Source organism: Urbifossiella limnaea (assembly GCF_007747215.1).
GTDB lineage: Bacteria > Planctomycetota > Planctomycetia > Gemmatales > Gemmataceae > Urbifossiella > Urbifossiella limnaea.
Map to the genome: position 1 here is coordinate 2,091,064 of NZ_CP036273.1, position 15,574 is coordinate 2,106,637.

Genomic DNA, 15,574 nt, shown 5'->3' on the forward strand with positions numbered 1-15,574 from the left:
TCCCGGATCCGCCGGCCGACGACAACACCCGTCCGCCCTCGCCCGGTCGTTTCGGGTAAGATCGACCGGCCGCGAGGGGAGCCGCCATCAGGAGATAGGGAAGGACGATGAACAAGTACCTCACGTGCCTGGCCGTCGCACTGGCTGCTGGGTTCCCCGGAGAGGCGACGCCCCAGACGCCCGACCCCGCGGCGGAGGCGGCGGCGAGAAAGCTCTTCGACACCCGGGTGATCGGAGCCGAGTTGAAGTTGCAGGGCGAGTACGTCGGCAACGACCGCGAGGCGCGTGTCGGTGTCCAGGTGGTCGCACGGGGCGACAAATCCTTCCACGCGCTGGTCCTGGAAGGGGGCCTGCCCGGCGACGGCTGGGACGGCGGCCGCTACGGCCTGTTGGAAAGCGGCCCCCTGTCTAACGGGAAGGTGGAACTCCGCTCCCCGGGCGATGACGGGGCGGGCGCGGTGCTCGACGAGAGCGGGCTGGCCCTGAAGCGCGGCGGCCGGACGGTCCTGCTGAAGCGGGTGGACCGGAAGAGCCCGACCCTGGGGAAGCAACCTCCGGCCGGTGCCGTCGTTCTCTTCGGGGGAGCGAACCCGAACGTGGACGCGTTCGAGGAACGGAAGGACATCGAGGGGCTCAGCGCGCCGCTGATGTTCGAGGGGAACCTGCTGGCGGGGGCGGTCACGAAGCAGAAGTTCCGAGACTACACCTTACACGTCGAGTTCATGACCGGCTGGGAGCCGCAAAACATCCCGTGGCGGCGGGCGGATGCCGGGGTCTACATGCTCGCCCGGTATGAGGTGGCGATCGGGGATAGTTTCGGGTTCGATTTCGACCTGTCCGGGGCCACCAGCCCGACCCGGCCGCCGTTGATCGGCGGGACGGGCAAGGGATCGAAGTTCCCGCCCGCGAAGGGTGCCGCCGCGCCGCGGGTCTGCGGCAGCGTGTTCACCTACCCGAGCAAGGTGCCGAACGCGTGCCTCCCGCCACTGGTCTGGCAGACCCTCGACATCGACTTCACGGCGCCGCGGTTCGACGCCGGCGGGAAGAGGACAGCGAAGGCGGTGATCTCGGTGAAGTTGAACGGGCAGCAGACGGTGGACCGGTTGGAAGTGAACAGCCCGACGCCGCACGGGTTCAAGGGTCCGGAGGCCGCGGACGGGCCAATTTGGTTCGAAGCCTTCGGCCGCCGCGTGCTGTACCGGAACATCTGGGTGGTGGAACAGCCCTGAGCGCGGACCGGCCCACCCGGCCGTCGCGACCCGACCGCGACCGCGACCCGGGTGCGGCGACCGACAGCGAGACGGTGATCGGCGAGTTGTTCGGATGTCTGATTGCGGCCCGCCGCGGGGTTCACTTGTTGGGTGCCACAACCGACCGTACGGGGATATCCGTCCCATGCACGAAGCGTACCTGCTCGAGGCGGTCCGCGACCGAGTTCGCGGCTCGCGGCGGGACTGGCTGCGGCTGACCGCGGCCGGGTTCGGGTCGTACATCCTCGCCGGCGGGCGGCGGGGGAGCCCGGTCCGCGGCGGGCCGCCCGCCGGCCGCGGACCGCGCGCGAAGAGCAGCATCCTGCTGTTCATGACCGGCGGCCCCGCCCAGCACGAGACCTTCGACCCGAAGCCCGACGCGCCGTCGAACGTGCGCGGCGAGTTCGGGGCCATCGACACCTCGGTGCCGGGGGTCCGGGTCTCGGAACTGATGCCGCACATGGCCCGGCAGGCGCACCGGTACGCGATCCTGCGGGGGACGTACCACCGGGAGAACGGCCACGGGCCGGCGACCCACTGGAGCCTGACGGGCCGGGTCGCGGTGCCGCGGCCCCGCACCGGCAGCGAGCCGTCGCCGGCGCGGATCGACCCGCCCTGCGTCGGCGGGGTGGTGCGGCAACTGAAGGGGGACCGGAACGGGCTGCCGGGGGCCGTCCAACTCCCCGCCCGGATCGGCGACCAGAACACCTTCCAGTGGGCCGGTCAGCACGCCGGGTACCTCGGCGAGCGGTACGACCCGCTGATGCTCATCGACGAGACGTGGGTCCCCGGCGAACTCCCCCCTACCTTCCGCCCCAACCCGGCGGTGGGCGAGGACCGGCTGCGGACGCGGTCGCACCTGCTGCAGGAGTTGGAGGGGGCCCAGAAGGCGGTCACCGGGCCGCCGGTCGACTCCCTCCATCTCCACCGCGAGCGGGCCCTCAGCGTGCTCGACTCGACCACCGCCTGGGAGGCGTTCCTCCTCAAGAACGAGCGGCCCGAGTCGATCGCCCGCTACGGCGACACTCGGTTCGGGCGGAGTTGCCTGATCGCGCGGCGGCTGGTGGAGGCCGGCGTCGGGCACGTGACCGTGACGTGGTACCCCGACCCGCCCACGAAGTTCAACTCGGAGGCCAACTTCGACACCCACAGCAAGCACTTCACCAAGATGAAGAACTTGCTCATGCCGCCGGTGGACCGCGCGTTCGCGGCGCTGCTCGACGACCTGGCCGAGCGCGGGCTGCTGGACGAGACGCTGGTCGCCTGGACCGGCGAGTTCGGCCGCACCCCGAAGATCAACGGCGGGGCCGGGCGGGATCACTGGGGGAACGTGTTCAGCACCGTCCTCGCCGGCGGCGGGGTCCGCGGCGGGCAGGTCCTGGGCTCGTCGGACGGGCTGGGGGCGGAGCCGAAGAACAACCCCGTCCACGTGTCCCGGTTCGTGGCCACAATGCTCCGCGCCCACGGCTGGGACGACGGGACGCCGGTCTACTCGGCCGACCGCCGCCCGCAGTTCTTCATGCCGGGCAAGCCGCTCGACGAGCTGTTCTAGACCGCCCGCCGGCGGGGGTCGGGGCCCTCCCCGCAGTGAGACGATACGCCACGACGCGGGTCGTTCCGCCACCGGACCACCCCAGCGGAGGAGACGAAATGAGCACCCGCCCGCACCCGCTTCGCGTGGTCACGCCCGACCGACTGGACCGGCGGACGGCGCTCGCGGGCGTGGCCCTCGGGGCCGGGGCGGTCGTGCTCCAGCCGTTCTTGCAGCGGCTCGCGGCCGAGGAGGCCGGACAGCCGCCGCCGAAGCGGTTCATCTTCGTCATGGAAAGCAACGGCCTTTACCCGTACCATGTGCAACCGAAAGGCGTCGAGAGGGGCAAGGGCGACCGGGTGATCGACCTGCCGCTGGCGGACCTGGAACTCCCCGAGGCCATCGCCCCGCTCGAACCGTTCAAGAGCCGGCTCGGGATCATTCAGAACCTGTCGCACAAGATCTCCGGCGGCGGCGACCACGGGAAGGGGTACGGCGGCCTCGGCTGCTTCAACTGGCGGCGCGGGGCGGCCGGTCAGACCATCGACCACGCTCTCGGGTCCGCCCAACCGAGCATCATCCCGGTGGTCGGGCTTTGCGTTCCGCCCTCGGCGGACGCCGCGTTCGCCAACTCCGTCTCGGCCAGCGGCCCGCGCCGGCCGACCCCGATGGTCTGTCAGCCCGACCTCGCGTTCCAGATGCTGTTCGGGAGCGTGGCGGAAGGGAGCGCGGGCAAGGTGCACCAGGCCCGGAACAGGCTGCTGGACTGGTGCCGCGCCGACATCAAGCGGGTGCGGGACGAACTGCCGGCCGCCGGCCGCGAGAAGCTCGACGTGTACCTCGACACGTTCGAGCAGATGCGGACCCGCCAGGATCGGTTGGCCGAGAACCGGGAACGGCTGCGGGCCAACCTGCCCGCCCTCGACAGGTTCGACTCCCGGCGGACCACGCAGCGGTTCGAGGCGCAGTGCGCGATCGCCGCCGCCTCGCTCGCGTCAGGGCTCACGAACGTGGTGACGCTCGACGCGGCCGGCGGCATCGGCCTGTACCACACCTGGACCGACCTGGGCGTCACCAAGGACGGCCACGCCATCGGCCACTCGGTCGAGGCACCCGACAGCGCGAAGTTCGCCGTCGCGATCCGCCGCTTCCACGCGGAGCGGGTCGCCGACCTGGCCCGCCGCCTCGATGCCGTGCGCGAGGGGAACGGCACGATGCTCGACAACACGCTCATCATCTGGATGAGCGACTCGGGCGAGGGGCACCACGGGTTCTGCGCCGAGTGGCCGCTGGTCGTTCTCGGCGGTCTGGGCGGTCGGCTGAAGACGGCCGGCCGGTACCTCCAATTCCCGCGATACCAGGAGGGGGCGCGGGAGACCGCCAACCGGACCGTCCGCAACTTCTACCTGGCCCTGCTCCACGCCGCCGGCGACCGGCGAGAGGCCTTCGGCGAGCTCGACCCGCAGATGCCGGCCGCCGCCCAGAACGGCCCGTTGGCCGAGGTTCTGGCCTGACCGCCCCCCGAAGTTGAACGAGCCAGGGGGGTGGGGCGGGGCGTCCGGGTTGGTTTTCGCGACTACCGACGCGGGATTCGGAGCGGTTGAGCTAAAGTGTGGCGGACCCCTCCCCCGGCGGTGTACCGCCGCCGAGCGAGCCTTCCGACCCACACCCTGCCGATGAGACCGTGGCTCCGCCGCGGGTGGTCGTGGTTCGGGGTTCCGATTCGACCAGTGGCCGTAGGTAGGGAAAGCCGATGAAGCCGATCTTCGAATCCGGCGCCTGCACCTCGGGTCACCACCTGAGTCGGCGCTCGCTGATGACGGGGCTGCTGACCACGGCGGGCGGCGCGGCCGTCGCGAACTGGGGCGCGCTGGTTCACTCGGCGACGATCGCCGCGGAGGCGAAGCGGTCGGGGAAGCGGTGCATCATGCTCTACATGGAGGGGGGAGCGAGCCAGACCGACACGTTCGACATGAAGCCCGGCCGGCGGACGGCCGGCCCGTTCCGGCCGATTCCGACGAACGTCACCGGCATCCAGGTGTGCGAGTTCCTGCCGTGCGTCGCCCGGCACGCCGACAAGCTGGCGATCATTCGCAGCATGCGGACGCAGTCGGTGGACCACGGGATCGGCGGGTACCACATGCACACCTGCTACCCCTCCTCGCAGCGGTTCCCGCACCCGGAAATCGGGGCCATGATCGCGAAGTACTGCCAGGACCCGGAGGCCGACCTGCCGAGCTTCGTCAAGATCGGGCCCACGAGCGGGGTGTACGGGTCGGGGTACCTCGGCCCCCAGTACGAGCCGTTCGTGGTGGCCGAGGACGGCAAGCTGCCGGGGTTCGCCAGCCCGTCGGCCCCGCCGGAGGTTCAGGCCCGGCGCGGCGAGTTGCTGAACTTCATGGAGCAGCGGTTCGCCGAACACCGCCCGGGTGAGCCGTTCGCGTCGCACCGCACGGCCGAACTGCGGACGGTTCGCCTGATGCGGGCCCGGCAGGCGTTCGACGTGAGCCGTGAGTGGGACCAGGCGAAGGACCGGTACGGCGACACCAAGTTCGGCCGCGGCTGCTTCACGGCACTGAAGCTGGTCGAGGCTGGGGTGTCGTTCGTCGAGGTCGGGCAGTACGGCCACGACACACACGTCGATAACTTCCCGATCTCCAAGGCGCTGTACTCGGTGCTCGACCCCGCCTGGGGTGGGCTGATGGACGACCTGGCGCGGCGCGGCCTGCTGAGCGACACGCTGGTCGTGTGGACCAGCGAGTTTGGCCGCACGCCGGCGATTAACAACCGGGCCGGCCGCGACCACTTCGGCCGGGCGTGGACGGTGGTGCTGGCCGGCGGCGGCATCAACGGCGGCCGGCACCACGGCGCGAGCGACCCGGACGGCTTCGAGGTGCAGGACGACCCCGTCACCGAGGGGGACTACTTCGCCACCATCTACACCGCGCTCGGCATCAACCCCCGGGCTCGTCACTTCCTCGGGAGCCGGCCGATCTGGGCCACCCCCGAGGGCTCCCGGCCGATCCGGCAGCTGTTGGGGTAGTCGCGCCCGCCGGAAGGCCGTCGGCGTGTTCGTCCGGAACGTGCAAGGCGTCGTCCTCGCCCGCTGAACCCCAAAGACCAGGTCATGAGCATGCACCTTCCTTCAACCTGCGGCTCCCCGGAGCACTCGCTCAACCGGCGGGCGTTTCTCGGCGGCGTCGGCGGTTTCGCCGGCGGGGTCGCGGGGCTGGACGCGCTCGGGAACCCGCTGCTGGCCGGCCAGCTCGAGAAGCGGCACAAGCGCGTCATCCTCCTCTGGATGGCCGGGGGGCTGAGCCAGTTCGAAAGCTGGGACCCGAAGCCCGGCCGGCGGACCGGCGGACCGTTCCGGGCGATCCAAACCTCGGTTCCCGGCTACCGGATGAGCGAGCTGATGCCGATGATGGCGTCACGGGTTCACAAGTCGGCCGTCATTCGCTCCTTCAGCAGCCCGAACACCGGCCACACCGGGGGGAGCGTGTTCGCGCTGATGAGCGGCGACCGGCAAGACACGGGGAACCTGCGGACCCCGTCATTGGGGTGTTTGTTGGGCCGCGAGCTGTCGCAACCCGGGATGCCCGAGCACGTGTCGTTCTGGAACGCCACCTGGCCGTTCAGCGGCGGCGACAAGCAGCTCGATTTCGCCCTCGACCTGGGGGCGCGGTACGAGGCGATCAACATCGCTGGCAAGCTGGCCCCCGACGGCATCCAGCTCCCCGCCTCGCTGACCGACGACGACCACCGCGCCCGCGAGGCGCTCCGCGAGCAGCTGGCGGCCCGGTTTCAGGAGCGGCGCGGCAGCAACCCCACGGTCGCCAGCCACGGCGGGTCGTACCAGCGGGTCCGCGGCATCATGGACATCGCCGGCCTGTTCGACATCTCCCGCGAGCCGCCCAGGACGCGCGAGCGGTACGGCCACTCGCTGTTCGGCCAGCAGGCCCTGGTGGCGCGGCGGCTGATTGAGGCCGGCGTGCCGTTCGTCCGCCTCACCGACGGGTGGTGGGATTCCCACGGCGAGAACTTCGAGATCCACGCGTCGAAGGTCCCCACCCTCGACCGGGTGATGTCGGCCCTGCTCGAGGATCTGGAGCAGCGCGGCCTGCTCCAGGACACCCTGGTGGTGACCTTCGCCGAGATGGGCCGGACGCCGCAGATCAACGGCCAGCGCGGCCGCGACCACTGGGGGGCTTGCTGGAGCGTGACGCTGACCGGTTGCGGCATCAAGCCCGGGGTCGTCCACGGCAGCACCAACGCCGACGGCACCGCCGTCGCCACCGACCGCGTCACGGCCGCCCAGTTCTTCGCGACCATCTTCCAGGCCGTGGGGATCGACCACCAGAAGGAATACACCTCGGCCGACGGCCGGCCGGTCCGACTGACCCCCTACAACACGGAACCGGTCCGCGCGGTGTTGGCCTGATCCACCCCCCAGACAAACCAGTCGGAGCCCACCATGCCGCCCCCCAACCCCGACCGGGTGAAGATCAGCAAAGCGGTGACGCACCCCGGCGATTTTCTGTCCGTCGTCCGCGAGCCGAACAGCGAGCGGCTGTGGCTCGGCCACGCCGACGCGAAGATCTATTCCATCGACTTCGCCCGGGAAAAGCCTGCAGCGACTGCCGTGTTCGAGGGGCACGAGAGTTACGTCAGCGGGCTGGGTCTGGTCGAGAACACGCTCGTGTCGGCGGGCTGGGACCGCAAGCTGGTGTGGTGGGACCTCCGCGACCGCCGGGTGGTGCGCACCGTCGAGGCGCACGACCGGTGGGTCCGCCGGCTCGCGGTGAGCCGCACCGGGACGATGATCGCGACCGTCTCCGACGACATGACCTGCAAGGTGTGGGACGCGAAGTCGGGGAGGTTGATCCGGACGCTGACCGGGTTCGACGACCGGGTGCCGCGGTACGACAACCCCAACAAGATCTTTTCCTGCGCGATCTCCCCGGACGGCCGGCACGTCGCCGCCGCCGACGACGCGGCCCGGGTGCTCGTGTGGGAGGCGGAGTCCGGGCGGGAGGCCGCACGGTTCGAAGCCCCCAGCTACCTGGGGATTTCGCAGGGGGGCTACCTGTCCGCGTCGCGGATTTGCCGGATGGCGTTTTCGCCCGACGGCAAGTCACTGGCCCTTGCGGGGAAGGAGCGCGCCGGCGAGTTGTTCGTCATCTCCGGGCCCGGGCTGGTGCAAATCTTCGACTGGCAGACGGGACAGAAGGCTTACGAGCAGAAGGCGAGCGGCCAGTTCGAGTCGATCTACTGGCACCCGCAGTCGGCCTGGATTCTGGTCGCCCCGTTCGCGAACGGCCCGCTGTGCTTCCTGGACCCGGCCAGGCCGCGCGTGATCAAGGAGACGCCTGCCACCATCCCGACGTACGACCTGGCCGTCAACGAGGCGGCGGACGCGTTCTACACGGTCGGTAGCGGCAAGGCGCTCAAGTGGGAATTCTCCGCCTGACGACCCCGTCCCACCCGCACGAGAGCCTCCACCATGAAGGCGTGCCTCGGCTGGCTCACCGCCGGCGTTCTCCTGGGGTTGCCGTCCCACGCGACGGGGCAAGACCTTTTACCTCCCGGCCGACCGATCAGCGAGGTTATCGACCACTACGTCGATGCCCGGCTGAAGCAGGCCGGGGTCAACCCCGCGCCGCCCGCCGCCGACGCCACCCTGGTTCGCCGACTGTACCTCGACCTCGTCGGGCGGATCCCCGCTGCGGTCGAAGCCCGCGACCTCGCCGGTCGGACACCCGACCGGCGCGGGTTGATCGAGTCCCTCGCCTCGTCTCCGGCGTTCGCCCGCCACAACGCCAACGAGTTCGACGTCCTGCTCCGCAATCGAAACACGGACGTGCCGAGCCTCCAGCCGTACCTGCTCGACGCGTTCCAGGAGAACCGCCCGTGGGACGCCATGTTCCGCGACCTGCTCGGCACCTCGGAGCAGGCTCCCCCCGGGACACCGGTCAAGGCCAGGGCCGACGACTTCGTGCTCAAGCGGCTCAAGGACGCCGACGCCCTCACCCGCGACGTGAGCAGCGTCTTCTTCGGCCTGAACATCACCTGCGCGCAGTGCCACCGCCATCCGGAAATCAAGGGGCTGACGCAGGACTACTTCTTCGGCATGAAGGCGTTCTTCGCCTACAGCTACGAGTTCCAGGGCAAGCTCCTCGAACGCCAGTACGTCAAGGTGGCCGACTTCAAGGCCAAATCGGGCGAGGCGCGGCAGGTCTCGATGATGTTCCTGTCGGGAGTCAAGGTCGAGCTGTACAACCTGCCCGAGCGGGAGCTCGTTGCGGCGGTCGCCGAGGAGACCAAGCTCATTCAGGAGAAATCCAAGGAGTACGCGAAAACCAAAGCCCTCCCGCCGCCGCCGAGTCAGAGCGCCCGCAAGCGACTGGCGGAGGTCGCGCTCGACGACACCAACCGCGAGAGGTTCGCCCGCTCGATCGTCAACCGCCTCTGGCTTCGGTTCTACGGCCACGGGCTGGTGATGCGGGTGGACCAGATGCACGCGGAGAATCAGCCGAGCCACCCGGAACTGTTGAGTTGGCTGGCCCGCGACTTCGTCGCCCACAAGTACGACCTGAAGCGCCTGATCACCGGCCTGGTCGGCAGCCGGGCGTACGCGCGGTCGAGTGAGTGGAAGGGAACCCCACCGCCCAAGGACCTGTTCGCCGTCGCCCCGACCCGCCCGCTCACCCCGGCACAGTGGGGCATGTCCTACCACATTGCCAACCAACCCGAGGTGTTCAAGCCGGACGACCCCGTCGAGGTGCGACGGAAGAAGCTCGCCGAGGTCGAGAAGGGGGGCGGCGTGTTCCCCTTCATCGAGCAGCCGTTCGACGACTTCCAGGTCGGCATCGACGAGCCGCTCCGGCTGAGCAACGACGAGAACATGCTCAAGGCGATGGGCGGCAAGCTGATCCCGGTGTTGCGCAAGCTGCCGGACACCCGCCGGCAAATCGACGAGGCCAGCTGGGCGGTGCTCTCCCGCCCGGCGACGGACGCGGAGCAGGAGCTGTTCGGCGGGTACCTCGAGCGGCGCAAGGACAGGCCCGACGAGGGTCTCCGGCAAGTGATCTGGGCGCTGTTCAACAGTCCGGAGTTCCGGTTCAACCACTGACCCCCGCCCGAGGGTCCCGGCTGACCGGTACCCCCGGGCGGGCTCGCGCCCGGGCCGGGAACGGCCGGTATGCCGCCCCCTCCACCGAACGGAAGCACGCCGATGCCCACAGACTTCGCCGGTGCCAGCCTGTTGTTCACGCTCCTCTGGTCGAGCGACGTCGTCTCCGCAGTCGCCTTCATCGACAACGACAGGATCGCCGCGGCCAACAAGCGCGGCGACATCCTCGTCTGGAACCTCCCCGCGGCGGCGGGCGGGAAGGCTCCCGAACCGGCGCGGCGGTTGGTCGGGCACACAAACGAGATCAACCGCATGCTCGCCAGCCCGGACGGCCGGCTGCTGATCTCCGCGGGCAGCGACCGCACCGTGAAGTTCTGGGACGCCACCCTCACTACGGGCGACCCTGGCACGATCGTTCTGAACGACGGCATCGCCCGCGTCGGTGTGTCCGAGAAGGTCGCCAGGCTGCCCGCCCCGCCGGCCCCGATCACCGCCAACGTCTTTGTGCAGAAGCCGCTCCGCGTGCTAACCGCACACAAAGACTGGATCTGGGGCCTGGCCCTTTCCCGCGACGGCAAGACCCTGGTCACCGGCGACGAGTCGAAGGTGGTGATCGTGTGGGACGTCCAGACCGGCAAGGAACTCGCCCGGTGGAGTACGAAGCTGTGGGTGCGCGGGTTGGACATCTCTCCGGACGGCAAGACGGTGGTGACCGCGGAGAACTTTCCTCAACTCAGGGTCGTCGAGGGCGAGACGGGGTTGCGCGGGTGGGACGCGCGCACCGGAGGGCTCAAGTTCGACGCCAGCAAGGAGGTGAAGGCCGGAATCGCATCCGTCCGATTCTCCCACGACGGAAAGTACTTCGCGGCCGCCCGAGGCAACATCGAGAACGAAAACATCGGCGGGCCCGTCTACCTATTCGACCCCGTCACGGGGAAGAAACTCAACGAGCTCAAGCCGCCCCACCTCCGCGGCGCGACCGACCTCGCCTTTCACCCGGACGGCAAACACCTTTTCACCTGCGGCCGCGACCGGCTCGTGAAGATCTGGCGGCCGGGCGACGGCGAACTCGTTCGCGAACTGGGCCAAACCAGCAAGGGCCCATTCGGAGAAGCCTACCACGCAATTTCGATCAGCCCCGACGGCAAGCGGGTTGCCGTTGCCGACGGAGCGGGTCAGGTGCTGATCTACTCGTTCCCGGGGCGCGAATAGTCGGCTGACGCTTTTGAGTTGCGGATTGCCCTACGATCAGCTCCAGTGGGGCGATCGGGAGGAATCCGCCATGAAGAAGTACGTCGTGACGCTGACCGCCGCAGAGCGGGACAAGTTGTCCGGGTTGCTCGCGGCCGGGAAGACGGCCGCCCAGAAGGTGGCCCACGCCCGCATCCTGCTCAAGGCCGACACCGCCGACTGCGGGCCGGGGTAGACAGACGACCGGATCGCCGAGGCCGTGGAGGTCAGCACCGACACCGTCGGGCGGGTCCGACGGCGGTTCGTCGAGTTGGGGGTGGCCGCCGCGCTGACCGGCAAGGCCCAGGACAAACCAAGCCGGGAGCGGCTGCTGGACGGCGCTGATTTCGGACTCCAGTTCCCTCCCGCGTCTCCATCAGCTCTCCCGCACGCTGCGGCGCGGGCTGGTGACGGAACCCCGGTGGCGTTAGATGTTCGGGGCCGCGCCACGGGTCACGGGGCGAACCGGAACTCGGTCCCGGCCACGACAGCGGCCACGAGGTCGCGGGCGAGTTCGTCCCGCGACACGTTGGGGGTGGCGAGGTAGGCCGCGACCCGCGCCTCCTCGTTGGCGGTGGGCCGGCGAGCGAGAGCCGCGAGGTACACCCGCCGCGCGGGGGCCGCGGCGTCCCGCTCGGCGGCGACCCGGGCCGCCGTGCCGCTCGGCGTGCGGACCAGTGCCTGCACGGCCGGGTTGTAAGTCAGGAACAGGGCGTGCGAGGCGTTCGCCTGGAACCCCTCCCCCGGCGGCGGGAAGCGGCCCGCCAGCGCCGCGTGCTCCCGCTCCCGCTCGAACTGCCGCCGCACCACCGTGGGCGTGACCGCGTCGAGCTTCAGCCGCGCCTTCTCGCGCTCGTACTTCGCCGTCAGCGTGTCGATGTAGCCCGTCGCCAGAGCTAGTGACACCGCCAGCTGCGGCCCCGTCAGCGGCTTCGGCACTGCGGAGGCGTAGTGGTTGTCGGCGGGGCGCGACCCGGCCGCCCAGCGGCTCGACCGGAGGTACGTATCGGAGTGGAGGATGCCGCCCATCAGCGCCCGCAGGTCGAACCGGCCGGCGGCGAAGGCGTCGCCCAGCTCGGCGAGCAGTTCCGGGTGCGACGCCGGGTTGCCGTCGTGGATCTGGTCCACCGGCTCGACCAGGCCGACGCCCAGGAACTGCTTCCAGACGCGGTTCGCCAGCGCCCGCCTGAAGTACGGCCGCTCGGCCCCCACGCCGAGGGCGACGAGCGACTTGCGGCGGCCGGCCGTCGCGTCGGGCACGGTACCGTCGAGGAACAGGAGCCGCGCGGTGTAGTCCTTGCCGCGGGCGGCGTACTTCACCTCGCCGTCGGGCCGCTCGGTCAGGCCGGGGCCGTTGCCGGTCTTCGCCTTCGCGGAATACGTGCGGCCGAGGAATGCGGCCACGCCGTAGTAGTTCTCCTGCTTCCAGTCCTCCACGTCCGGGTGGTCGTGACACTTGGCGCACTGGAGCTGCACGCCGAAGAACACGCTCGACACCGCCGTCGTCATCGCGTCCACCTGGGCGGCGCGGTCGTTGCCGGCGAGGCGGCTGGCGAGGAAGTACGCGGCCGGGGCAGAAGCCGGGTCGTCGCCGTTCGGGTCGAGCAGCTCGCGGGCGATTTGGTCCCAGCCGGCGTTCTCGGCGAGGCGGCGTTCGAGGTACGCCTTGAACTCGTCCGACCCGCCGGCCGGCCGCTCCAACAGGCTGCCGTTGAGCCAGTGGTCGAACACGCCGCGCCAGTAAAGGGGGAACTCGGGGTGCGCGAGCAGCGTGTCGATGAGGGCGTGGTGCTTCGCGGGGTTCGGATCGTCGAGGTACGCGGTCGCCTCGGCCGCGGTCGGGATGCGGCCGATCACGTCGAGGTAGAGGCGGCGGACGAGTTCGTGCGACTCGGCTTGCGGGGCGGGGGCGAGCTTCGCGGCGGCGAGCCCGGCGGCGACGCGGGCGTCGATCCGCCGGCTGAGGGGCGGCGGTTCGGCGGCGGTCGCGGTCGAGGCGAGCAGCAACGCGGCGAGGGCGGCGGGGCGCATCACGACACCTCCCAGACTTCAACCGTGCCGTTCGCCTTGCCGCACGCGAGCGCCCGGCCGTCGGCCGCGAACGCCAACCCGAGCGAGAAGTCGCCGATCTTCAATGCCGCGAGTTCGCGGCCCGGCAGCGCCGCGGGCGGGCCGACACGGCCGTTGCGGTCCGGCCGCGCGGGCTGGAAGCGGGCCGCGTCGTAGGCCACGACGCGGGTCGTGTTCGCCCCGGCGGCGAGCACGTCGGCGGCCGGCGCGAAGGCGGCCTGCGTGTCGCTCTTGTCGGTGGCGACGGCGGCGCCGGTGGCGAGGTCGAACACGTCGAGCTTCTTCCCGCCGGCGGCCGCGACCCAGCGCGAATCGCGGCTCACCGCGAGCCGGTGGACGCCGCTCAGCGCCGGGTTCTGACCGAACTGCTCGTTGGCGTCGCCGAAGGCGATCTCGCGCAGCCGCTCGAACGTCCCCCCGTCCCAGACGAGGAGCCGGCCGTCCTCGGAGCCGGTGACGAAGACGCGGCCGTCCGGCGCCCACGCGGCGTCGCGGACGAAGTCGGTGTGCCCCGTCAGCGTCCGCAGCGGCTTGAGGTCGGCGTCCCACACCTTGACGAGCCCGTCGGCGCCGGCGGTGACGACGTGCCGCCCGTCCGGCGCCACGGCGACCGCCTCGACCCAGCCGGCGTGCGCCTCCGCGTCACGGTCGGCGGCGTCGGCGGGCTGGCCGCCGGCCCACGGCCAGCGCTTCAGCCGCCGGTCGGACCCGCCGGTATAGAGCCAGCGTCCGTCCGGGCTGACGGCGAACCCGCGCACCCAGCCGGCGTCGTGCGGGCACACCAGCCGCCCGGGCACGGCCGACACGTTCCGCTCCTTCCGCGGCGGCGCGTCGAGATCCCAGACTGCGAGCCGGCGGTCGGCGGTGGAGGCGAGGAGCCGGCGGTCGGTCGGGTGGAAGGCGACGCGGCTCATGGTGAGCGGGCCGCGCTTCTCCCCGTCGTCGGCCGAGTACGTCTGGCGGAGGGTGGCGGGCATCATAGCACCTCCCGGACCGGGGTTCCCTTGCCGTTCTCGGTCAGCGGCACCGGCCGGCCCTCGAACTCCAGCTCGTGCTTGTAGTCGATCCCGAGGAGCGTGTAGAAGGTGGCGAACAAGTCGGGAATCGTCACCGGCCGGTCCTTCACCGCAGTACCGTCGGCGTTCGTGCTCCCGACCACGACGCCCGGCTTCACCCCGCACCCGCCCAGCGACAGGGACCAGCTCTTCGTCCAGTGGTTCCGCCCCGGTGAACCCTGGCCCATGATCTCCGGCGTGCGCCCGAACTCGCCCATCAGCACGACCAGCGTCCGGTCCCACATGCCGCGGTCGGTGAGGTCGTCGATCAGGGCACCGACGGCGGTGTCGAACTCGCGGGTGAGGTGGCGCTGGCTGTCGAACGCCCGGCGGTGCTTGTCCCAGGCGAGGCCGGACTGGTGCTGCACGCGGACAAACGGCACGCCGCGCTCGACCAGCCGGCGGGCCAGGAGGCAGTCGCGGCCCAGGGCCGTCGGGCCGTAGCGATCGCCCACCCGGGCCGGCTCCTTCGCCAGGTCGAACAGGTCGCGGTTCCGCAGCAGCCGCTCGACGGCGGCGAAGGTGGCGTCGTGCCCCTCGACGCCGGGCGTGGCGCGGCCGTCGGTGAAGGACCGCGACAGGCCGCGGCGCAGGTCCTCGCGGCGGCGGAAGGCGGCGAGCGCCTGCGGGCCGTCGGCGGGGAGGTCTTCCGGACCCCGGCCGCGGCCGGGGCAGAACAAGCCCTGGAACCCGGCCCCGAGGAACCCGGCCCCGGGTACGGCCATGTTCCCGCCCTGCTCGGAGCCGAGGACGACGTACCCGGGCACGTCGCCGGCCGGCGGCAGCTCGTGGGCGGCCACCGACAGCCAGTGCGGTGCGGCGGCGACCACGCTCGTCGGCTTGTGGCCGGTCTGGGCGAGGTAGTGCCCTTCCATGTGGTCGCCGAGGTCGCTCGTCATGCTGCGGATCGTCGCCATCCGGCCGGCGAGCCGCGACAGGTTCGGCATGTACTCGTCGAACCGCACGCCGGGGACGCGGGTCTGTTGGCTCAGGTGGGGGCCGCCGGTGGGCCGCCCGGTCTTCGGGTCCCACGTCTCGAACTGGCTCGGGCCGCCGGACATGAACACGAGGATGACGTGCCTCTGTTGCGCCGCCGCCCGGGCGGCGTGGTCGGCGGCGAACAGCCGGCCGAAGCCGCCGAGCGCGGCGCTCCCGAGGAACAGGCGGCGGGTGAGAGAGTGGTCGGCCGGGTTGCACACGTCCGGCGGCGGGGGGTGGGGCATCGGCGGACCTCGCGGGCGGGACCGGAATAGAATCCCGCCGCCGGCCTTGGCAGACGGTGTCTGCGCCGGCCCGCGGCGGGATT

General features: G+C 71.0%; 12 protein-coding genes. 9 read left to right on the forward strand and 3 right to left on the reverse strand.

The features are described from left to right. The first annotated feature begins 107 nt into the window (after positions 1-107). The 9 genes from ETAA1_RS08315 (at position 108) to ETAA1_RS31680 (ending at position 11,339) form a co-directional block, all read left to right on the forward strand. Positions 108-1,229: a 3-keto-disaccharide hydrolase gene (locus ETAA1_RS08315; protein WP_145236228.1), complete on the forward strand. Its 1,122-nt coding sequence runs from the start codon at positions 108-110 to the stop codon at positions 1,227-1,229. Positions 1,230-1,395: 166 nt separating this feature from the next. Further along, positions 1,396-2,802, forward strand: coding sequence for a DUF1501 domain-containing protein (locus ETAA1_RS08320; RefSeq protein WP_202920752.1), 1,407 nt, complete (start codon positions 1,396-1,398; stop codon positions 2,800-2,802). A 98-nt stretch (positions 2,803-2,900) separates the two neighbouring features. Continuing rightward, positions 2,901-4,295, forward strand: coding sequence for a DUF1552 domain-containing protein (locus ETAA1_RS08325; RefSeq protein WP_145236234.1), 1,395 nt, complete (start codon positions 2,901-2,903; stop codon positions 4,293-4,295). 239 nt (positions 4,296-4,534) lie between these two features. Continuing rightward, on the forward strand, positions 4,535-5,824 hold the full coding sequence (locus ETAA1_RS08330; protein WP_238389394.1) for a DUF1501 domain-containing protein: 1,290 nt from the start codon (positions 4,535-4,537) through the stop codon (positions 5,822-5,824). A gap of 84 nt (positions 5,825-5,908) precedes the next feature. Further along, on the forward strand, positions 5,909-7,222 hold the full coding sequence (locus tag ETAA1_RS08335; protein ID WP_145236237.1) for a DUF1501 domain-containing protein: 1,314 nt from the start codon (positions 5,909-5,911) through the stop codon (positions 7,220-7,222). 33 nt (positions 7,223-7,255) lie between these two features. Beyond that, entirely contained in the window at positions 7,256-8,251 is a 996-nt protein-coding gene (locus ETAA1_RS08340; protein ID WP_145236239.1) for a WD40 repeat domain-containing protein, read from the forward strand. A gap of 33 nt (positions 8,252-8,284) precedes the next feature. Next, complete coding sequence (locus ETAA1_RS08345; protein WP_145236242.1) at positions 8,285-9,913, forward strand: DUF1549 domain-containing protein; 1,629 nt, start codon at positions 8,285-8,287, stop codon at positions 9,911-9,913. Positions 9,914-10,015: 102 nt separating this feature from the next. After that, the gene (locus ETAA1_RS08350; protein WP_202920753.1) at positions 10,016-11,125 is read left to right on the forward strand and encodes a WD40 repeat domain-containing protein; all 1,110 of its coding nucleotides are present in this window, start codon (positions 10,016-10,018) and stop codon (positions 11,123-11,125) included. Between the two features lie 70 nt (positions 11,126-11,195). Beyond that, positions 11,196-11,339 (forward strand): hypothetical protein, encoded by a 144-nt coding sequence (locus ETAA1_RS31680; protein ID WP_202920754.1) that lies wholly within the window; start codon positions 11,196-11,198, stop codon positions 11,337-11,339. 257 nt (positions 11,340-11,596) lie between these two features. On the opposite strand, the gene ETAA1_RS08355 is transcribed toward ETAA1_RS31680, so the two are convergent. From ETAA1_RS08355 to ETAA1_RS08365, 3 genes are read right to left on the reverse strand one after another with little or no spacing between them, the layout of a single operon-like run. Continuing rightward, positions 11,597-13,174, reverse strand: a complete 1,578-nt coding sequence (locus ETAA1_RS08355) for a DUF1549 domain-containing protein (protein WP_145236248.1) — start codon at positions 13,172-13,174, stop codon at positions 11,597-11,599. Then, positions 13,174-14,190 (reverse strand): WD40 repeat domain-containing protein, encoded by a 1,017-nt coding sequence (locus ETAA1_RS08360; protein ID WP_202920755.1) that lies wholly within the window; start codon positions 14,188-14,190, stop codon positions 13,174-13,176. The genes ETAA1_RS08355 and ETAA1_RS08360 overlap by 1 nt, the downstream gene beginning before the upstream one ends. Further along, positions 14,190-15,491, reverse strand: a complete 1,302-nt coding sequence (locus tag ETAA1_RS08365; RefSeq protein ID WP_202920756.1) for a DUF1501 domain-containing protein — start codon at positions 15,489-15,491, stop codon at positions 14,190-14,192. The genes ETAA1_RS08360 and ETAA1_RS08365 overlap by 1 nt, the downstream gene beginning before the upstream one ends. Positions 15,492-15,574: the final 83 nt, after the last annotated feature.